The 20,990-nt window shown below is 71.3% G+C and carries 14 protein-coding genes; 11 read left to right on the forward strand and 3 right to left on the reverse strand.

The window, feature by feature from the left end:
• The first annotated feature begins 5 nt into the window (after positions 1-5).
• The 8 genes from ACY0MJ_RS07795 (at position 6) to ACY0MJ_RS07830 (ending at position 13,868) form a co-directional block, all read left to right on the forward strand.
• On the forward strand, positions 6-422 hold the full coding sequence (locus ACY0MJ_RS07795; protein WP_462637783.1) for a hypothetical protein: 417 nt from the start codon (positions 6-8) through the stop codon (positions 420-422).
• A 142-nt stretch (positions 423-564) separates the two neighbouring features.
• Positions 565-2,226 (forward strand): DUF2334 domain-containing protein, encoded by a 1,662-nt coding sequence (locus ACY0MJ_RS07800; protein ID WP_462637807.1) that lies wholly within the window; start codon positions 565-567, stop codon positions 2,224-2,226.
• 34 nt (positions 2,227-2,260) lie between these two features.
• A complete protein-coding gene (locus ACY0MJ_RS07805; RefSeq protein ID WP_462637784.1) occupies positions 2,261-4,321 on the forward strand; it encodes a hypothetical protein in 2,061 nt (686 codons plus the stop codon).
• 42 nt (positions 4,322-4,363) lie between these two features.
• Complete coding sequence (locus tag ACY0MJ_RS07810; protein ID WP_462637785.1) at positions 4,364-6,535, forward strand: glycosyl transferase family protein; 2,172 nt, start codon at positions 4,364-4,366, stop codon at positions 6,533-6,535.
• A 22-nt stretch (positions 6,536-6,557) separates the two neighbouring features.
• Complete coding sequence (locus tag ACY0MJ_RS07815; RefSeq protein ID WP_462637786.1) at positions 6,558-8,849, forward strand: NfrA family protein; 2,292 nt, start codon at positions 6,558-6,560, stop codon at positions 8,847-8,849.
• 1 nt (position 8,850) lies between these two features.
• Positions 8,851-9,684: an alpha-amylase family protein gene (locus ACY0MJ_RS07820; RefSeq protein WP_462637787.1), complete on the forward strand. Its 834-nt coding sequence runs from the start codon at positions 8,851-8,853 to the stop codon at positions 9,682-9,684.
• A gap of 363 nt (positions 9,685-10,047) precedes the next feature.
• Positions 10,048-11,979, forward strand: coding sequence for a hypothetical protein (locus tag ACY0MJ_RS07825; protein ID WP_462637788.1), 1,932 nt, complete (start codon positions 10,048-10,050; stop codon positions 11,977-11,979).
• 11 nt (positions 11,980-11,990) lie between these two features.
• On the forward strand, positions 11,991-13,868 hold the full coding sequence (locus tag ACY0MJ_RS07830; protein ID WP_462637789.1) for a putative bifunctional diguanylate cyclase/phosphodiesterase: 1,878 nt from the start codon (positions 11,991-11,993) through the stop codon (positions 13,866-13,868).
• Positions 13,869-14,004: 136 nt separating this feature from the next.
• Here ACY0MJ_RS07830 and ACY0MJ_RS07835 read toward each other — a convergent pair whose 3' ends face one another.
• Complete coding sequence (locus ACY0MJ_RS07835; protein ID WP_462637790.1) at positions 14,005-15,252, reverse strand: hypothetical protein; 1,248 nt, start codon at positions 15,250-15,252, stop codon at positions 14,005-14,007.
• Complete coding sequence (locus ACY0MJ_RS07840) at positions 15,249-15,671, reverse strand: response regulator (RefSeq protein WP_462637791.1); 423 nt, start codon at positions 15,669-15,671, stop codon at positions 15,249-15,251. The genes ACY0MJ_RS07835 and ACY0MJ_RS07840 overlap by 4 nt, the downstream gene beginning before the upstream one ends.
• A 151-nt stretch (positions 15,672-15,822) precedes the next feature.
• On the opposite strand from ACY0MJ_RS07840, the gene ACY0MJ_RS07845 reads away from it, so the two are divergent.
• A complete protein-coding gene (locus ACY0MJ_RS07845) occupies positions 15,823-18,306 on the forward strand; it encodes a sensor domain-containing protein (RefSeq protein ID WP_462637792.1) in 2,484 nt (827 codons plus the stop codon).
• Here the strand turns inward: ACY0MJ_RS07845 and ACY0MJ_RS07850 are convergent.
• Entirely contained in the window at positions 18,275-19,027 is a 753-nt protein-coding gene (locus ACY0MJ_RS07850) for a hypothetical protein (protein WP_462637793.1), read from the reverse strand. The two genes, ACY0MJ_RS07845 and ACY0MJ_RS07850, sit on opposite strands and share 32 nt — an antisense overlap.
• Positions 19,028-19,186: 159 nt before the next feature.
• Here ACY0MJ_RS07850 and ACY0MJ_RS07855 point away from each other — a divergent pair, with 159 nt between their 5' ends.
• Positions 19,187-20,239: a sensor histidine kinase gene (locus ACY0MJ_RS07855; RefSeq protein ID WP_462637795.1), complete on the forward strand. Its 1,053-nt coding sequence runs from the start codon at positions 19,187-19,189 to the stop codon at positions 20,237-20,239.
• Positions 20,239-20,883: a response regulator gene (locus ACY0MJ_RS07860; RefSeq protein WP_462637796.1), complete on the forward strand. Its 645-nt coding sequence runs from the start codon at positions 20,239-20,241 to the stop codon at positions 20,881-20,883. Before ACY0MJ_RS07855 ends, ACY0MJ_RS07860 begins: the two co-directional genes overlap by 1 nt.
• Positions 20,884-20,990 lie beyond the last annotated feature (107 nt).

The following is a 20,990-nucleotide window of genomic DNA, read 5'->3' on the forward strand; positions in this document are numbered from 1 at the left end:
ATCCCATGCAGTTGTCCTTCGCCCGGCTTGCCCTCACGGCCGCGCTCGGCTGGAGCGCGGCCGTCGCGGTCGCGCAGTCCGTCAAGCCGCCGCCGCTGCCCCCGGGCTCCAACCTCGTGCGGCCCGAAGCCGGGTTGAACGTCGACGAGCGCAAGCGCTACGTCCGCGCGCACCACCACAAGCTGCACCACAACGCCGACTACACGCGCGACGACAGCCTGGCGCCGCAGGGCCCCGCGGCGACCCCCCTGCGCGGCGGTGCCGGCGGCGCCGCGGCGGCGGCCGGCCAGGCGCCGGCGGGCGGCGCGGCCGGTGCACCCGCGGCGGGCGCCCGCGACCTCGGCGGCGCGGGCACCGGCCCGGCCCGCGAGCAGACGGGCAAGGGCGCCAGCTCCTATTTCTACAACCCGGACAAGAAGTGAAGGGCCAGCCATGAAAGTCCTGCGCAACCTCCTCCTCGCGCTGACGGCCGGCGCGGCCATCGCCACGGCCGCGCTCGCGCAGCCCCACGGCCGGCACGACGAGCGCGGCCGCGGTCACCATCCCGACCGCGACCAGCTGCAGATGCTCGCCACCGAGGCGACGCCGTTCCTGCGCACCTCGACCACCACGAGCACGGCGACCTTCACGTCCACGTCCGCGACGTCGACGTCCGCGCCGCCCGCGCTGGTCCTGTACGACGCGCCCTCCGGCACGGAGTGGGACAAGCTGGGCCTGGGCTACGCGATCATGCTGCGCAACCTGCTCGGGCACTTCAATGCCAACGTGAAGCTCGCGCCGGTGCAGTCGTACACGGCCGGCATGATGAACGGCTACCGCGCGGTCTTCTACCTGGGCTCGGTCTACGACAACCCGGTTCCCGCGGCCTTTCTCTCGGACGTGGCGAACCTGCCGGCCGGCGCCGACGCGCCCTCGGTGGTCTGGTTCAAGTACAACCTGTGGGAGCTGGCCTGGAACCCGGCCTACAACTTCACCGCGCTGAAGGGCATCTCCTTCTCGGGCCTGCGCGGCCTGAACGCGGCGCCCACCGCGGCCAATCCCGACCCCGGCTTCTTCGACACGGTGAAGTACAAGGGCCTGGACTTCATCAAGTACTACACGTACGACCCCACGCGCAACATCGTCAGCGCCGACCCGGACATCGGCGTGGTCTCGGTCACCGACCCGGCCAAGGCGAGCGTGGTGGTGCCCGTCGCGAACCCGCAGACGGGCGAGACCGCGCCTTACGTGCTGCGCTCGGGCAACTTCTGGTACGTGGCCGACCTGCCCCTGAGCTTCATCGGCCCGCGCGACCGCTACCTGGTGTTCGCCGACCTGCTGCACGACATGATGCGCATCGACCACCCGGAATCGCACCAGGCGCTGGTGCGGCTGGAGGACGTCGGCGCCCTGGTGAGCGTGCAGGCGATGAAGACGCTGTCGGACTACCTCGCGACCCGCCACGTCCCGTTCTCGGTGGCCACCATCCCGCTGTACGTCGACGCGCTGGGCGCCTACAACGACGGCGTGCCCATGACGGTGCCGCTGTCGCAGGCGACCAACCTGCGCAAGGCGCTGAACCACGCGATGCAGCGCGGCGGCGAGATCGTGATGCACGGCTACACGCACCAGTACGGCAAGATGCGCAACCCGCACACCGGGGTGAGCGGCGACGACTACGAGTTCTGGAACATCGTCGACAACAAGCCGGTGGCCGAGGACTCGGTGTCCTGGGTGCGCGGGCGGCTCAGCGCCGGCCTGAGCGACCTGCGCAGCTACGGCTACAACCCGGTCGCCTGGGAGATGCCGCACTACCAGGGCTCGGCGATCGCCAACCGCACGGCGCCGCAGCTGTTCGCCACGACCTACCAGCGCGTCGTGTACTACACGGCCGACCAGCCGAACTTCTACGCCCCGGTCGCCAAGGACTTCTCCATGGGGCAGATCTACCCCTACGTGATCGCGAAGGACTGGTACGGCCAGCGCGTGCTGCCGGAGAACCTGGGCAACATCGAGTACGACATCCACACGATCGACCCGACGTCCAACTACAACTACACGGCCGACGACATCATCACCAACGCCCGCTACGCCAGGGCGGTGCGCGACGGCTTCGCCTCCTTCTTCTTCCATCCCTTCTGGCTGGAACCCGAGCTGGGGGTTCCGGGCTTCGAGGACTTCAAGAAAACGATCGAGGGGATCACCCAGCTCGGATACACCTGGATCGCCCCCAGCAAGCTGCCCTGAACACGCGCGCATGAACCTGAACACGAGGTGCCCCATGAAACTCGCCCATCTCCTGCCCGCCGCCATGCTGGCGAGCCTGTGCATGCTGCCCGGCTGGGGCATCGCACAACAGCCCACCCAGCCGACGCCGACCACCGGGCCGGTGCAACAGACGCCCGCGAACATCCCGCCGCAGACGGCGGTGTTCAAGCCGGCGGAGAGCGCCGGCGTCTGGGTGCCGCGCACCATCACCTTCCGTGAGCTCGGCTTCACCGAGCCGGTGGTGCTGGGCTATCCCGACACCATCAAGGAGATCTACCTGCCGGTGCCGCCGGGGGTGAACCTCTCGGGCGCGACGCTGCAGCTGGACGCGAGCTACGTGCGCGCCGACGGCGGCCGCACCTCGCTCGTCTATGCCGTCGACGGCGCGCCGGTGCAGGCCTTCGGCTACACGGCGGACCGCGGCGACGCGAGCGTCGTGCTGCCCATCGACGGGCGCCCGCGCCCGAGCGGCTACATCAAGCTGAACGTCGACTGGCGCACGGCCGTCGCGCGCGAGAACACCTGCGCCGACGCCCGCACGCCGGGCAACATCCTGCGCATCGAACCCACCTCGCGCTTCGTGTTCCGCTACGACGGCTCCGCGATCCGCGACCTGAGCACGGCCTGGGGTTCGCTGCCGCCCACGCCCACCATCCAGATCCCGGCGAAGAGCGTCTCGCCCGAGGTGTACGACACCGCCTGGCGCGTCGGCGTGGCGCTGGAGCGCGCCGGCAAGCGGCCGCGCATCGTCGGCGCCGACGGCAGCACGGCCGCCGCCGCGGCCGATGCCGGCGGCCAGCCCGGCACCGCCACGATGGGCGGCCCGGCCGAGCCGGACATCATCATCGCCGGCCCCAACAGCGGCCAGCAGATCGCCTCGCACCAGATCGGCCTGGCGCAGGTCGGCAACCGCCCCGTGATCGTGGTGGCGCCCGACGCCGGGGCGCAAGCCGCGGGCCTGTTCTCGCGCATCTGGACCGAAGCCGCGGCCGGAACCAACCTCACGGTCTCCGCCGCCCGCGCGCCGCAGAACACCGACGCCAACGCCGTCTCACTGGAATACCTGGGCGCCAAGCCGAGCAGCTTCGACGTGCTGGCGCACGCCGACTGGCTCGCGACCTTCGACATCGGCTCCGTCGCGGCCGACGGCAAGGGCCCGGGCACGCTGGTCATCGACGTCGCCGCCGCGCCCAGCGCCGCGCACACGCCGCCGGTGGTTTCCGTGTTCATGAACGACGTGCTGCTGGGCGCCAAGGAGATGGAGGCCAACGGCCGCCGCGAGCGCGTGATCGCCTCGATCCCGCGCTACGCGCTGCAGACGCGCAACGTGATCCGCGTGTCCTTCATCCGCCAGCTGGCCTCCGACCGCTGCCGTGAGACGCCGGAGCCGTATCCCGTCTCCGTGCTGCCCTCCAGCCACATGCTGCTGGACAAGATCGATCCCTCGTCCGACTTCACCGGCCTGATGGCGAAGTTCGCCGACGGCGGCACGCTGATGGTCCCGCAGTCGCACCTGCAGAACGCCACCGAGACGCTGCCGCGCGTGGTGCGCCTGGCCGCGAGCACGGGCCTGTCGCCGGTGAACGCGAAGTTCCAGCCGGTCGCCGACGGCTCGCACCCGAAGGTCGACGGTCCCTACCTCGCGGTGGACGTGATCCCCGACGGCTACGCCGAGGGCGTGAAGCCCGAGCAGGGACGCCTGTTCCTGGCCGGCACCAAGGACCGTCCGCTGCTGGACGTGCGCGGCCTCAACCGCGTCGGCGTGCTGGAAGTGACGGGCAAGGGCGACGACATCGGCGCCGTGTACCGCACGCTGGGCGCGCAGGCGCCGACGATGGAGAAGCCGATCCAGCTCTCGGGCGGCAACCTCGCGATCATGGGCAACAACGGCCTGCGCACCGAGGTCAACACGCACGACCCGTCGGGGCAGGGAATCATGAAGCAAGCCCAGCCCGGCCTGTTCGAGCGCGGTTACTGGTGGCTGCTGCCGCTGGTGATCCTGGCGCTGTTCGTCGGCCTGCTGGTGTTCGCCAGCCGGATGCGCCGCCGCAAGGCCCTGTCCGGTGATCGTTGAGCGTGAATGGCCATTGAGCAGTAGCCAGCAGGAGGTACGAAGATGAACTGGGACCTGATGATCGCGGAATACAACTCCGGCCTGGAGGTGGTCGCGGCCATCCTGGTGCTGGTCATCTTCATCTCCTCGCTGGACGACCTGTTCATCGACCTGTGGTACTGGTTCCGGCGGCTGTTCCGCCGGGCGAAGATCGAGCGATCCCCCAAGTACCGGCGCCTGACGGTGGAGCAGCTGCGCGACCGCGAGGAGCAGCCGCTCGCCATCATGGTGCCGGCCTGGCAGGAGAGCGACGTCATCGCGGCCATGGTGCAGAACATGGTGGAGGTGCTGGAGTACCGCAACTACCGCGTGTTCGTCGGCACCTATCCCAACGACCAGGCCACCATCGACGAGGTGGAGCGCATGGTCAAGCGCTACCCGCAGCTGCAGCGCGTGGAGGTGCCGCACCCCGGCCCCACCAGCAAGGCCGACTGCCTCAACGCGGTGGTGGCCGCGATCTTCGACCACGAGCGCGAGCACGCCGTGGAGTTCGCGGGCGTCGTGCTGCACGACAGCGAGGACGTGCTGCACCCGCTGGAGCTCAAGTTCTTCAACTACCTGCTGCCGCGCAAGGACATGATCCAGCTGCCGGTCGCCTCGCTCGAGCGCGACTGGTACGAGCTGGTCGCCGGCACCTACATGGACGAATTCGCCGAGAGCCACGCCAAGGAGATGGTGGTGCGCGAAAGCGTCTCGGGCATGGTGCCGTCGGCGGGCGTCGGCACCTGCTTCTCGCGCCGGGCGCTGGTCGCGCTGGTCGGCTCCACGCGCAACAAGCCCTTCAACACCGACAGCCTGACCGAGGACTACGACGTCGGCATGCGCCTGGCGCAGCTGAACATGACCTCGATCTTCGGCGTGTTCCCGGTCACCTTCCACATCAGCCGCAATTCCTGGGGCAGCAGCAAGCGGCGCGAGCTGCTCATGCAGATGCCCCTGTGCGTGCGCGAGTACTTCCCCGACAACTTCCGCGCCGCCTACCGGCAGAAGGCCCGCTGGGTGCTGGGCATCGGACTGCAGAGCTGGGAGCAGATCAAGTGGCGGGGCCAGTCGCTCGCCGCGCGCTACCTGCTGCTGCACGACCGCAAGGGCGTCGTCACGTCGTTCATCAGCATCCTGGCCTACATCCTGGTGCTGCACTTCGTCATCTTCCACGTCGGACTCGCCACGGGATGGTGGCATGCGTACTATCCTTCGCTCTTCCAGGAAGGGAGCATCTGGCGCAAGATGATCTACATCAACGCGATCTTCCTCGCGATCCGCGCGGCGCACCGGGTGTACTTCACCAGCGTGCTGTACGGCTGGGAGCATGGCGTGATGTCGCTGCCGCGCATGGTGGTCGGCAACTTCGTGAACTGCATGGCCGTGGCCCGCGCCTGGAAGATGTACCTGGGCTATCTCTTCAAGGGCAACCGCCTCGCCTGGGACAAGACCGCGCACGAATTCCCCAGCAGCGCGCAGCTGGCGCGCCGCCGCCAGCGGCTGGGCGAGCTGCTCACGTCCTGGAACGCGGTGGAGGAGGGCGCCATCCAGCGCGCGCTGGAGAAGCAGGCCGATGCCGACGTGCCGCTCGGCCGCGTGCTGGTCTCCAACGGCTGGCTGGACGAGGAGACGCTCGCCGAAGCCATCGCCTACCAGGCCGACCTGCCGCGAGCGCATCTCTCGGCCGAGCTCGTGCGCAAGCACGCGGGCGACATGCCGCTGGAGCTGGCGATCCGCCACCGCGCCGTGCACATGGGGCGCAACAAGAACGACCGGCCGGTGCTGGCCGTGACCAGCCCGCTGTCGGAGCCGGCGCTGGCCGAGATCACGCAGGCCCTGGGGCAGGAGCCGGTGCAGCGCATCGCCCGCGAAGGCGAGCTGGCCATCGCGCTGCGCCTGCTGCGCGACACGCAGGCCGACGGCAAGGCGGCCGCCGTGCCCACCGGACCGCTGCTGGGCGACATGCTGATCGAACGCGGCCTGCTGCGGCGCGAGCAGTTCGAGTCGGCCATGCAGGACTACAAGACCGACCGGCACGGCCGGATCGGCGACTACCTGGTCGAGCGCGGCGTGATCGCCCGCGAGATGCTCGAGCAGGTCGTGCAGGACCAGCGCAGCCTCTTCGCGCGCGCCGCCGCACATCCGGAACAACAACAGAGGGGATTCTTCGGTCCATCGGCCCAACCCACCTAGGGAACCCTCCCTCACAACGACCATGAAACAAGAACAACGAAAGGCGCTGGCACTCGCCGCGGTGCTGGCGCTTGCGGCCGTCCCGGCCGCGGCGCAGAACTCGCGGGCCGCCGTCCGCACCGCGCAGGCCGCCACCAGCGCGGCCGACGCCGGCTACAAGGCCTTCGCGCGGCAGGACTACGCGCAGGCCGTCGAAAGCGCGCAGCGCGCCGTGCAGCTCGCGCCGAAGCGGCGCGACTACTGGCTGCTGCTGGCGCAGTCGCTGGCCGCGAGCGGCCGGATGGACCAGGCGCAGGAGGCGCTCGATCGCGCCGCGCACGTGAAGGGCGACGATGCCGCCCTGGCCCGCGCGCGTGCCGAGCTGGGCCGCATGCGCGCGCAGGCGGCCGGCGCCGCCATGTACAAGGCGCTGGAGGCCGGCGACGTGAAGGGCGCGATCGCGCAGGGCACCGAGGCCGTGCGCTGGGCGCCGGAGAACGCGGGCTACCGGCTCGTGCTGGTGCATGCGCTGCTGCGCGACGCCCGCTACGCCGATGCCGACAGGACGGCCACCGAGGCGATCGCCATGCTGCCCGAGAGCGCCGCGCCGCTGGCGCTGCGGGCCTATGCTCGCCAGGGGCTGGGCCGTCCCGCCGAGGCGACGGCCGACGTGCAGCGGGCGCTGGCGCAGAAGGGCGTGCCCGCGGCGGCGCGGCACGAGCTGCTCCTGCTGGCCGCGGACCTCGCGCTGGCGCAGGGCGACGGCCAGCGCGCGATGCAGGTGCTGGCGGGCTTGCCGGCGGATGACGCCGCGGCGAACGGCCGGCGCGAACTCGCGCGCCAGCGCCTGGCCGGCATCGCCGCGCCCTTCGCGCTGCGCGCGCCGGGCATCGACTGCAGCAAGGTGGAGGCCTCGCAGACCTGCACGCTGCAGGCGGCCGCGCTGCCGCCCATGCCGGGCTTCGCCAACGCCACCGCGGCCTATCGCGCGCTGGAGGAAAAGGACGTGCAGCGCGCGCTGGAGCAGGCGCGCCTCGCCACCGCCGCCTCGCCCGGCCAGCGCGACTGGCAGCTGATGCACATGAACGCGGCGCTGGCAGCCGGCGAGCTGGCCGAAGCGGAGCGCGCGGCGAGCGCCGCCATCGCGCTGGGCGCCGGCCCGGAGACGCTGGCGCAGCGCTCCACGATCCTGCGCCGGCTCGGCGACGTCGCGGGTGCGGACGCGGACGCGCAGGCTGCGCTGGCTTCCGGCCAGCTGCCGCCCACCACCGAAGCCTCGCTGCTGGCCGACCTCGGCCGCAAGCGCGAAGCGCGCGAGCGCCTCGCCGCCGCGCCCGCCGCGGCCACGCCGCAGAACCGGCTGGACATGGCCTATCTCTCCACGCGCATCGGCGACGACGAGGCCGCGCGCCAGTCCTTCGCCGCGGCCGACGCGGGCGGCGGGCTGCCCCCCACCTCGCTGCTGGACGCCGGCTATGCCGCCATGCGCAGCAAGCACGACGACGAGGCGGTGGCCTACTTCAAGCGCGCCATCGACGCGGTGAACGGCCTGCAGCTGAAGCTGGATTCGCAGATGGTGTACGACACGCGGCGCACGATCGCCGACGTGTCGCGCAAGTGGGGCGTGCTCGCCTCCATCACCTCGCGCAACGGCAGCGGCGTGGTGCCCAGCTTCGGCGCGGTGGGCGGCGCGCCCGGCCAGCGGGTCACGCAGGCCGGCGTGGAGGCCTACTACCGGCCCTGGGGCTTCCGCAACGGCCAGTTCGTCGAGGCCTTCGTGCGCGGCTTCGCCACGCTGGACGACGAGAGCGGCGGCAACACGGGCGGCGACAGCTTCGCGGGCGCGATCGGCGCGCGCTGGAAGCCGCTCACCTCGCAGAACCTGGTGCTGTCGATCGCGCGCACCTTCGGCCCCAACGTGAACGACGACTGGCTGGGGCAGATCGGCTGGTCGTGGGACTACGGGACCGACCTGCGCATGAACCAGCGCAGCTGGTGGACGACGCGGCTCTACGCCGAGGCGGGGCGCTACTTCGAGAACGACATCGACTACGCGATCCTGTCGGGCATGTTCGGCCGCAGCTACGTGGTGGGCGCCGACGGCCGCACCGTGCTGTACCCGCACCTGTTCGCCGGCGCGGAATACGCTTCCGACAGCCCTGGCGACAACACGTCGGCCGGTGCCGGCCCCGGCGTGAGCCTGCGCCGCTGGTTCCGCGAGGACGTCTACAACGCGCCGCGTTCCTACTGGGACCTCACCGTGCAGTACCGCTTCCACCTGGGAGGGGACGACCGCATGAAGGGCCTGTACGTCAACGGCCTGCTGTCGTACTGAGATGCGCCGGGTCATCCTCGCGCTCACCGCCGCGGCGGCGCTGCTGGCCGGCTGCGCCGGCCTGACCGTGCCGCCGATCGAGGGCGTGGTCTGGCAGATCGACAACGAGCACACGCAGCCGCAGGGCGACTGGCAGAAGCTGGGCGTGCGGCGACTGCTGGTGCAGTGGACCGTCGTGGACGACCTCGCCTTCGTGCCCGGCACCGGGCTGGCGCCGGGCGCGAGCATGCCGGACTGGCAGCGCATCGCGCAGCAGCCCTGGGCGAAGGAAGTGATCCTGGGCCTGGCCGGCCGCTTCGACGAACGCGGCGCGCGCAACGACCTGCAGTCGCTCGTCGAACTGTCGGCGCGGGTGGCGCGCACGCCGCCGCCCGTGAACGTGGCCGGCTACTACTTCCCCATCGAGATCGACCCGACCTGGATGGAAGCCTTCCGGCTGCGCACGCTGCTGAACCAGCTGCCGCGGCCGCTGTGGATCAGCGTGTACGACAGCGCCAACGTGGGCCCGGAAGAGCTCGCGCAGAGCCTGGTCGAGTGGCTGCCGCAGGACGTGGGCGTGTTCTTCCAGGACGGGGTGGGCGTGTACGCGCGCGAGCCCTACGTCGCGCGCCACTATGCCAACGTGCTGGTGCGCCGCCTGGGGAAGGACCGCGTGCGGCTCATCGCCGAAGCGTTCCGCCCGCAGGTGGGCGGCGGCTTCCGCCCCGCGACGCTCGAGGAGCTGCGGCCGCAGCTCGCGACCTACGAGGGCTTCCCCATCTACCTGTTCGAAGGACCGCGCTACGTGCCGCCGTCGCTCGTGCAGGGGCTCGCCGAAGCTCAGGACCGGAGGTAGGGAGTCTCTGAAAAAAGTCGCAGGCGACTTTTTTCAGAGGCCTGGCATGTGTGAGAAGGACCGGCGAAGCCGGATCCTTCTCACAAGGGGAACCGCGCTGCATGTTATTCCGCGCGGTTCTCGCCCGGCGGGCAGCCTTGGGGCTGCCCGCCTCGAAGACTGCGCGGAATAACATGCAGCGCAGTCTCCCTTGCGACCAGGATCCGGCTTTGCCGGTCCTGGCCGCACTGATCAGGCAACTCTGAAAAATCCGCGCAGCGGATTTTTCAGAGTTATGGAAGACAGGTAGTCGCCGTCCTACAGCGGGAGCGCAGCGAATCCTACCCGGGCTGCTCTGCCGAGCTTCTTACAGTGCGTGAGCCCATGAAAAACCTGCTTACGTCCAGCCGCACTTTCCCCGTCGCGCTGCTGCTGGGCTGGGCGGGCTGCGCATCCGCGCAATCCCTGGGCACGCCCGTGGCCGACGTGCTGCTGGGCCAGCCGCTCGCGATGACGGTGCCGGCGCGGTTCGCCTCGCGCGATGCCGACGACCAGTGCGTGCACGCCGACGTCTTCTACGGCGACAAGCGCGTCCCCGACGGGCATGTGCGCGCGACCCTGGTGGGACCGCCGGACCTCCAGCGGCGCGTGCGCATCGAGTCCGAGCTGCCCATCGACGAGCCCTTCGTCACGGTCTCGCTGCGCGCGGGCTGCAACAACACGGTCACGCGCAACTACACGCTGCTGCCCGACTACCCGACCGAAGCGCGGCTGGCGGCGCTCGACGCCCGCAACAAGCTCGCCGCCGCCGGCGCCACCGTGCCGCTGCGGCTCGCGACGCGCACGACACCGGCCGCCGCGCCGGCGCCCGTGCCGGTGGTGAGGCGCGCAGCTCCGCGCCCGGCCGTGGTGGCGCGGGCCGACGAGGCCAAGCCGCAGCACGCCGCGCGGCCGGGCCGTGGCAGCGCGCACGCGTCCGCGGCGCCAGCGCCCCGGGCGCGTCTGAAGCTGGACCCGATCGACATCGAGCCGCGGACGGTGCTGCGCGTGTCGTCCAGCCTCGCCGAACCGCAGGGGGACGCGGCGCGCCGCGCGACCGCCGCGCTGCTGTGGCAGGCGCTCAATGCCGACCCGCAGGAGCTGCTGCGCACGAGCGCGATGCTGGAGAAGCTGGAAGCGGACCTGGCGCAGATGCGCCGCACGAACAGCCGGACGCGCGCCGAACTGGCCGCGCTGCGCCAGCGGCTGGACCAGGCGGACGCCGGGCCGGCGCAGTGGCTGCAGTTCCTCCTGCTGCTGGTCGCGGCGGCGGCCGCGGCGGCGGGCGTGCTCTGGTGGCGCACGCGGCAGCTGCCGCTCGCGTCCGGCTCCTGGTATGCGGCCGCTCCGGCCGCCGAGGCTGCCGTCGCGATGGAGCCGATGGTCGAGGAAGTGGAGCCCGGGCCGGTGGCCGTGGCGACTCCCGCGCCGGTGGCCGTGCCGGCACCCGCGCCGACCGTCGTCGCGCCGCCCCCCGCGCGCAGCACGGCCGAACGCGCCTTGCAGGTGGAGACGCTGGTCGCGACCTTCGAGGAGGTCGAGTTCCTGTCCTCGCTGGGTCTCGGCGCCGATGCGATGGACGTGCTCAAGTCCTACCTGCAGGACAGCGTCTCGCCCGCGCCGCTCGCCTTCTTCGAGCTGATGCGGCAATGCGACCCGGTCGACGACGCGGCGGCGCTGGCGACGGCGCGCCGCCGCTACGCCGAGGCCTTCGGCGTCGAAGCGCCGCCGCTGGAGCAGGTCACCGCGTCGGTCGGCCTGGAAAGCCTCACGGCGCTCAGCGAGCGCCTCACCGACGCCTGGCGCGCGGGCGAGGCGCGCGCGCTGATCGAGGAGACGCTGTTCACCGTGCCCGGGCCCGACGCGCTCCTCACGCTCCAGGCGGGGCGCGACCTGCTGGCCCTGTACCAGCTGGCGACCGCGATGGAGGCGCAGTCCGCCGGGGCGCCGCTCGCGGCAGGCGGGGAAGAGCATCCGCTGGCGCCCTGGGCGCATGCCGACGACCCGGCCGCGGCGCACGCGCTGGCCCAGGCCGCGGCCGACGCGCAGGGCGGCCACCGCTTCGCGCTCGACGTGGACCTCGACGCCGCGCCGGCCGCGCTGCCCGATCCCGAGCCGCTGCGGGCGGAGCCCGAACCGGATCCCCTGCTGGCCGAACTCCAGGCCGCCGCGGAGCGCGAGCGGGCGGAGCGCGAGCTCGCCGCGCGGCGCGCCGCGGAAGAAGAGGCGTTCAGCGCCGCGGTCGCCTCGGAGCGCATCCCGGTCAGCCGGTACTAGAAGGAGGCGCCATGGCGCTGGTACAGCAGAGAGCGGCCATCCCCGCCGTGACCCCCGTCCCCGATGCGGCCGCGGCGCGGCCCGAACGTTCCTCGCGCGGCGCCTGGCTCTACACCGCGGCGCTGCAGCCCGCGGACGAGCCGCAGCGCCTCGCGGAGCTGCGCGCCTTCGGCATCCTCGACACGGAACCCGACGAGGACTACGACCGCCTCGTGCAGCTCGCCACCGTGCTGTGCGGCACGCCGATGGCGGCGCTGACGCTGGTGGACGGCCATCGCCAGTGGTACAAGTCGCGCGTCGGCCTGCCGCTCGCGGAGGTCCCGCGCGAGCAGGGCTTCTGCGCCCACGCGATCCTCGAGTCCGACCGCGTGCTGGAGATTCCCGACGTGGCCCGGCTCGGCTGGGCCGACCCGCAGCCGTGGGGCGCGCAGGGTCCGACGCTCGGCTTCTATGCCGGCGTGCCGCTGCGGACGCGCGAGGGCAGCGCGATCGGCACGCTGTGCGTGATGGACCAGGTGCCGCGCCGCCTGACCGCGGGCCAGCGCGACGGGCTGGTGAAGCTCGCGCAGGCCGTCGCCAGCCTGCTGAAGCTGCGCCGGCAGCTGCGCATCGCCACCGAGACCGACCGCCTGACGGGGCTGCCCAACTGGTTCCACTTCGAGCACGAGTTCGACCACGGCAAGCCGGCCTGCGGCATGGTCTGCTTCGTGCGGCTGAAGACCATCAACCAGATCAACTCGGCGCACGGCTTCCGCGTGGCCGACGCGCTGATCCAGCAGACGGCCGACCGGCTGCGCGTGTTCGGCGAGCGCGGCGCGTTCATCGGCCGCATCAAGCGCGGGCTCTTCATCCTGTTCTTCCCCGAGGCCCGCCCGGCCGCCTTCGCGCAGGACGTCGCGCCGGAGCTGGCGGCGAGCCTGCAGCGGCCCTACGAGGTCAACCACCTCTCGCTGGTGTGCCCCGTGAACCTGGGCTTCGCCGCGTATCCCGACGACGGGCGCACGCTGGACGAGGTGGTGAACGCGGCCGACACGGCGCTGCAGGTCGCGATCGAGCGCGAGCAGTCCATGGCCTTCTTCGACCGCTCGGTGGACAACGTGCTGAGCCTGCATTTCCGGCTGGAGCCGCAGCTGCGGCGCGCGCTGGAGCAGGGCGAGTTCGTCAACTACTACCAGCCCAAGGTGGAACTGGCCACCGGCCGCATCGTCGGCGTCGAGGCGCTGGTGCGCTGGATGGACCCGCAGCGCGGGCTGGTGCCGCCGGGCGAATTCGTGCCGGCGCTGGAGACCACGGGACTGATCGGCGAGGTGGCGCAGAAGATCATGGAGCGCGCCATCGCCGACTGGAGCGCCTGGCGCGCGGCCGGCCTGCCGGCGCCGCGCATCGCGGTGAACGTGGCGGCTGCGCAGCTGCGCAACGAGGACTTCGTGCCGGCGCTGGAACGCGCGCTGGAAGCGCTCGCGGGCGAGACCTCGGCCATCGGGATCGAGATCACCGAGAGCATCCTGATTTCCAACATGGAGCGCGCGATCGAGGTGCTGCAGCAGGTGCGGGCGCTGGGCGTGCCGGTGGCCATCGACGACTTCGGCACCGGCTACTCGTCGCTCGCCTACATCGTCACGCTGCCGATCGACGAACTGAAGATCGACCGCGCGTTCGTCAAGAAGATCACCGCCGACGCCGCCTACGAAGGCATCGTGCGCACCTGCGTGTCGCTGGCGCGCGGCCTGAACCTCAAGGTGGTGGCCGAAGGCGTGGAAACCGACGCGCAGGCCGCCAAGCTGCGCGAACTCCAATGCGACCAGGCCCAGGGCTTCCTCTACAGCCCGCCGGTGCCGGCGGAACAGCTGGTGCGGATGCTGCAGGCGCAGGGTCGAGGGGGTGCTTGATCGAAGAAGGGAACGCAGAGGGCGCAGAGGTTTCGCAGAAAACGCAGAGCAAACCTTCTTGCCCTTTTCCTCCTTCTTCTCTGCGTCCTCTGCGTAACCTTCGCGTCCTCTGCGTTCTCCCCTGTGCGAGAGATCGTCAGACGATCTTCACCAGCTCGAACAGCACCGTCGGCGGCAGTTCCGCCGTGAGTTGTTCGCGGCCGACCTTCGGGGTTTCGAAGCGGTCGAAGCCGCTCAGGTGGAACGAGGGCAGCTCGCGCGTGATCTCCACCAGCGGGCAATGGTCCTCGCCGCCCAGCACGTCGCGCCGGAAGGCGGCGATGTCCGCGGGCGGGATGTCCCAGGCGGTCACCAGCACGTTGGGGCGGCTGTCGCCGATCACGGCGCGGGCCTGCGCGGTGTCGCTCGCCGACACCGCGGCTATGCCCATCTTGCGCAGCGCGTCCACGGCCTCGCTCCGCACCTTGTCCTCGTGCGCGATCACCAGCACCCAGGTCTCGCGCAGCGGGGCGGTGACGCCGCCGGCCGGATCGGTCAGCTCCAGGCAGGCGACGCCCTCGGTGCTGAGGAAGGTCTTGGGGAAGGCGACCGCCAGCAGCGCCGCGCCGTCCTCGCGGGAGCGCGTCACCTCGAGCCCGGAGGAGGCGGCGATCTGCCGCAGCAGCATCCAGTGCAGTCCGTCGTTCAGGCGGCGGCCGCGCGGCCGCACCGTCCAGCCGACGCCGCCGGGATGCGCCGGCTGCGCCGCCGGCGTCGTGACGCGCACCTTCAGCTGCGCCGGCCCCGGCCACTCGGTGGGCAGCAGCGTCACGTGCAGCTTCTTGCTGAAGCTGGTCGCCCAGTCGACGATGGCATTGAGCAGGCTGATCGCCACCGGCGGGTCGAGCAGCACGTCCACCGGCTGGAGGTCCGAGCTCACCGTCACTTCTGCCGCCGCCAGTTCGCCCGCGCGGTCGTCGAGCACGTGGCGCACCAGCTCCGACAGCTCCACCCGCTCGCGCGCCTGGCGGATGCGTCCCCCCGCGAGCCGCGTGATCTGCTGCGCGCGCAGGCTGGTGCCGCGCAGCTGGTGCATCGCATCGCTCAGCGCCTTGGCTTCGCTGCGGCGCAGGCGCCCGGCGCCCACCAGGTAGTTCAGCGCGCGCAGCAGCAGGTTGCTGCTCTCCACCGCCTGCTCCGACAGCGCCGCCACGAGGTTGGGCCACTGCTGCGCCATGGACCAGGGCGCGTCCGGATCGGCGGGCGCGTAGGTGCCGGCGCCGTCGGACCAGCGGCGCCCGATGGTGGGCGGACTGTCGGCGGTGGGGCCCTGCGGCGCGGCGGCGGGCGTTTCCCGGGGCAGGTCGACCAGGGACAGGCCGGGGAATTCGATGCTGTTGCTCATGGCGGACCTCCGGAGGGTGAGAGCGGTGCCGGGGCGGATTGCGCGCCCATCAGCGTGCACTGGTGGGCGCAGTAGTCCACCAGGGCGTCGATCTCGGTGGACTTGTCGAACACGGCGTCCACGCCCAGCTGAGCGCAGCGCTTGCGCACGCTGGCATTGACGTAGTTGCTGAACACGATGATCTTCTGGCCGGGCCGGGCGCGCTGCACCTGCTGCACGAGGCGCATGCCGCTGCCGCCCTTGAGGAAGAGGTCCACGATCAGCATGTCCCAGTGCGCGTGGGTGGCGATCCAGGCCAGCGCCTCTTCCTCCGTCGCCGAACCGCCGACCACCTTCACGCAGGTGAGCTCCTCGAGCGCTTCCACGAGGTTCTCGTGGATCTCGGCGTTGTCCTCGACGACGTAGACGGCAAGTTGCACGAGGGCTCGATCGGTAAGTGACGGTGTCAAGGCGTAAGGCACTCTAGCCCTGCGCTCCGCGGCCCCGTTCGGATGGGCACGCGTTCGGGTGTAGGAGGGTGCCTACGGTCGGCCCCGCCGCCGTCCGCGCGAACGTAAGATGCGGCCAAGCATGTCCATGGATCCGGTGATCGCGCTCAACGCAGGCAAGCTGCTGCAACTGGTGGAGAGCAGCGCCTTCGTCGGCTTCTGGCGGCTGGACAGCCGCGAGCGCACGCTGTACTGGTCCGCGCAGATGGCGCGCCTGCACGGCGCGCCGCCCGGCTACGCGCCCGCGTACGACGAGGCGCTGTCGCACTTCGCCGGCGACCACCGCGGCGAACTCGAGGCGAAGCTGCGTGCCTGCATGGAGCAGGGCACGCCCTTCGACGTCGAGGTGCAGGTGCGCACCTTCCAGGGCCGGCGCGTGTGGGTGCGCTGCGTGGGCCAGCCGCTGCGCGACGACGGCGGCGCGGTCGTCGGCGCCGAAGGCCTGGTGCAGGAGATCGCGCCGGCCGGCTACCGCCCCGGCACGCTGTTGCGGCACACCGTCAGCATGGGCGGCGCGCTGGGCAGCGCCGAAGCCTTCGTCACCGTGGACCGGCAGGGACGCATCAGCTACGCCAACGAGCAGGCGGAGCAGCTGCTGGGCGCCGGCGGCGAGGACCTGCTGGGGCGCAAGGTGTGGAGCTTCTTCCAGAAGCGGGCGCGGCTCGCGCTGGAGGAACGCATCATGCACGCGCTGGAGAAGCGCGAGGCCATCGAGCTGGAGGAACTGGACGCGCAGGTCGTGCACTGGCTCGAGGTGCGCGGCTTTCCCTTCGGCGCCGGGCTGGCGCTGCACCTGCGCGACGTCACGGCGCGGCGGGGCGCGCAGCAGCACCTGACGCTGCTGGAGGGAAGCATCGCCCGCCTGAACGACATCGTCATCATCACCGAGGCCGCGCCCTTCCGCGCGCCGGGCCCGCGCATCGTGTTCGTGAACGACGCCTTCGAGCGCCGCACCGGCTACACGCGCGACGAGGTGATCGGCCATTCGCCGCGCTTCCTGCAGGGCCCCGACACGCAGCGCGCGCAGCTCGATCGCATCCGCTCGGCGCTCGAGCAGTGGGAGCGCGTGCGCGTCGACCTCATCAACTACACGAAATCCGGCGAGCCCTACTGGGTCGACCTGGACGTCTCGCCCGTGTGGGACGAGTCGCGCCGGCTCACGCACTGGGTGGCGGTGGGACGCGACATCACCGAGCGCAAGCGCGACGAGGAGAAGATCCAGTACCTGGCGTTCTACGACCCGCTCACGCAGCTGCCGAACCGCCAGATGCTGCTGGACCGGCTGAACGAGGTGGTGGGCGAGAGCGGGCAGGCGCGCGAGGGCGCGCTGATGTTCATCGACCTGGACAACTTCAAGGTGCTGAACGACACGCTGGGCCACCAGAAGGGCGACCTGCTCCTGCAGCAGGTGGCGCGCCGGCTGCGCAACTGCGTCGCCAAGGGCGACCTGGTCGCGCGCCTGGGCGGCGACGAGTTCGTGGTGCTGCTGGAGAACACGCGCGAGAAGCCGCTGGACCCGCTCACCGCGGCGCAGGCGGTGAGCCAGCGCATCCTGGATGCGCTCGGCGAACCCTACGTGCTGCCCGGCTACCTGCACCACAGCACCTGCAGCGTCGGCGTCACGCTGTTCGGCAAGGCGCCTTCCAGCGTCAACGAACTGCTGAAGCAGGCGGACCTGGCCATGTACCAGGCCAAGGCCGCCGGCCGCAACGGCGTGCGCTTCTTCGATCCCGAGATGCAGGCCGTGGCGAGCGCGAACGCGGCGCTCGCGGCCGACCTGCGCCAGAGCTGGCACGAGAACCACCTGAAGGTCGAGTACCAGCCGCAGGTCGGGATGGACGGCCGCATGACCGGCGTGGAGGCGCTGCTGCGGTGGGAGCATCCCACGCGCGGCACCGTGCGGCCCGACCAGTTCATCCCGATGGCGGAGGAGACCTCGCTGATCATCCCCATCGGCCACTGGGTGCTGCAGGCCGCCTGCGCGCAGCTCGCCGCGTGGGCGCTGCGGCCCGACCGGCGCCACCTGACGATCGCCGTGAACGTGAGCGTGCGGCAGTTCCGCCACCCCGAGTTCGTGGACGAGGTGGTCGGCTGCATCCGCCGCGCGGGCGTCGCGCCCGAGAAGCTCAAGCTGGAAGTGACGGAGAGCCTGCTGGCCGACCACCTGGACGCGACGATCGCCCGCATGCAGGCCCTGAAGGACATGGGCGTGCGTCTGTCGGTGGACGACTTCGGGATCGGCTACTCCTCGCTGTCCTACCTCAAGCGGCTGCCGATCGACGAGCTGAAGATCGACCGGGCCTTCATCAAGGACATCCTGACCGACGCCAACGACGCCGCGATCGCCACCACGATCATCGGGCTGTGCCGCAACCTGGGCCTGCAGGTGATCGCGGAGGGCGTGGAGACCGAGGAACAGCGCGACTTCCTCGCGCGCCAGGGCTGCCAGCGCTACCAGGGCTACCTGTACTGCCGGCCTCTGCCGATCGCGCAGCTGGAGGCCTTCATGGACGCGGCGGCCGCGGCCCCCGCGCTCACACGGGAACCATCTTCAGTGGGGTCGTGACCAGCGCGCGCGGCAGGCGCAGGATGATCGCGTGGCCGTTGCGCAGCAGCTCCACGCCGTGCTGGCCGGCGAGCGCCTGCACTTCCAGCCACGACAGCGGCGCTTCGCCCGCCTCGTGCAGCTGCGTGAAGCCAGGGTCCGGCTGGGGTTCCCACTCGACGGCCACCACGCCGTGCGACGAGGACTGCTCGGTGCGCACCGTCACCGTGCCCGGCGCCGGCGCGGCGTCGGTGAGCGTGAGGATCGCGGCGGCCAGCAGGAAGCGCACGGCGCTGCGCGAGACGTCGAAGTCGCCCTCGGCGTCCGCCGGCTCGCCGCGCAGCTCGAAGCCGCGGAAGTTGAGGCTGGTGGCCAGCAGGCGCACGATCTCGGCGACGCCCTCGCGCAGCGTGATCGTGTCGTCCTCGGCGGGTTCCATCCAGGTGCAGACCTCCAGGCAGCGCGCCACGGCCTGCCGCGCGAGCCGGTTGAGCTTGGAGACGGATCCCTGCAGGTCCTCCTGTTCGACGGCGCCGCGTTCCACGCGCGCGCCCAGGGCCTCGGCCATCATGCCCAGCGACTGCAGGTGCACCACCATGTCGTGCCGCAGCGGCGGCGTGAGCCGCCGCAGGATGTCGTGCTGCGCCGCGCGCGCCAGGCTGCGCAGGCGCTGCGGCGAGGCGTCGGGGACGGCGGACGGCGTGGCGCCTGCGGCGAGGGTGGAGGAATTGTCGATGGCCAACACTGCGATGGGAGGTAAGGACCGGTTGGAACGCAGTCTGGGCCGGCAGTTCCGCGCGCGGTGTCAGGGGCCCCCGGGGCGGGGTGTAGGACTCGGGCGGGACGCGCATCCGGCGCCGGGCGGTTGTGCTGTAATTTGCGCAGAAAGCAAGAGCCACACGTGTCCTCCTTCCTCTCCGACGACAACGCCGCGGCCCGCCTGGCCGGACTGCTGGATTCCGCCATGGACGCGATCATCAGCGTCGACGACCGCCAGCGCATCGTCATGTACAACCGCGCCGCCGAGAAGATGTTCGGCTGGACGCCCGCCGAAGTCGAGGGGCGGCCGCTGGACCTGCTGATCCCGGAGCGCTACCGCGAAGGGCACGCGGGGCAGGTGCGGCGCTTCGGCGCCACCGGCACGACCTCGCGCCGCATGGGGCACCAGACCATCCTGTACGCGCTGCGCAAGGACGGCACCGAGTTCCCGATCGAGGCCTCGATCTCGCAGCTGCAGACGCCCGAGGGCAAGGTCTACACGGTGATCCTGCGCGACGTGACCGAGCGCGTGCGGGCGCAGGCGGAGCTGGCGTCCTTCGCTTCCGAATCCACCGGCGTGCGCGAGCAGGAGAAGTCGCGCATCGCCCGCGAGCTGCACGACGAGCTGGCGCAGTCGCTCACGGCGCTCAAGATGGACAGCATCTGGCTGCGCGACCACGTCGCCGCCCAGGACGGCGCGGCGCAGGAGAAGCTGGCGCAGATGCTGGCGATGCTCGACACGGCCGTGGCCTCGGTGCGCCGCATCGCCGCCGACCTGCGGCCGCTGGTGCTGGACGACCTGGGCCTGGTGGCGGCCATCGAATGGGCCGTGCAGAACTTCAGCCAGCGCACCGGCGTGCCCTGCGAGCTGCAGGTGGACGAATCGCTGGACCTGCAGGAGCCGCACGCCACGGGCGTGTTCCGGATCGTGCAGGAGTCGCTGGCCAACGTGGCCAAGCACGCGCGGGCCAGCCGCGTGGAGGTCGAGCTGCGTCCCGTCGGCGGCCACCTGCTGGTGCGGGTGCAGGACGACGGCATCGGCTTCCGCCCCTCGGCGCCGCGCAAGCCGCAGTCGCTGGGCCTGGTGGGCCTGCGCGAGCGCGCGCAGCTGCTGCGCGGCGAGCTGAAGGTGGAAAGCCATCCGGGCACGGGCACGCGCGTCGAAGCGCGCATCCCGCTCGGCGGGGAAGCGTGATGCCGATCCGCATCGTCCTGGCCGACGACCACGCGATCGTGCGCGAGGGCTTGAAGCGCATCGTCGGCGACGTGTCCGACTTCGAGGTCGCCGGCGAGGCCGCCGACGGCACGGAAGTCATGCAGCGCGTGCGCGAGCTGGAGTTCGACGTGCTGGTGCTGGACCTCTCGATGCCCGGGCGCAGCGGCATGGAGCTGATCAAGCTGGTGAAGGCCGAGAAGCCGCGCCTGCGCATCCTGGTGCTGAGCATGCACCAGGAGACCCAGTACGCGGTGCGCGCGATCAAGTCGGGCGCGAGCGGCTACCTCACCAAGGAAAGCGCGCCGGCGCAGCTGCAGCAGGCGATCCGGAAGATCGCCGCCGGCGGCGCCTACATCAGCGCCGAGGTGGCCGAACAGCTGGCCTTGGGCGCCATGCCGGGCAGCGAAGGGCTGCCGCACGAATCGCTCTCCGACCGCGAATTCGAGGTCTTCCGCCTGCTGGTGGCGGGCGAGGCGGTCTCGGAGATCGCGGCCAAGCTCAACCTCTCCGTCAAGACGGTCAGCACGCACAAGGCCAACCTGATGCAGAAGCTGGGCGTGTCGAACGCGACGGAGCTCGTGCGCTACGCGCTGAAGCACGGGCTCGCGGATCCGCTCGGGTGATTTGCTGGGGTTCGCCTTCGGCTCCCCCCCCCCCCCCCCAGACCCCACCCAACAAGACCGCTGTTGGCCTCAAGAAAAACCCCACCCAACCCCTCCCCCCCCCCTCC

Source organism: Ramlibacter sp. bp-362, from assembly GCF_054956735.1.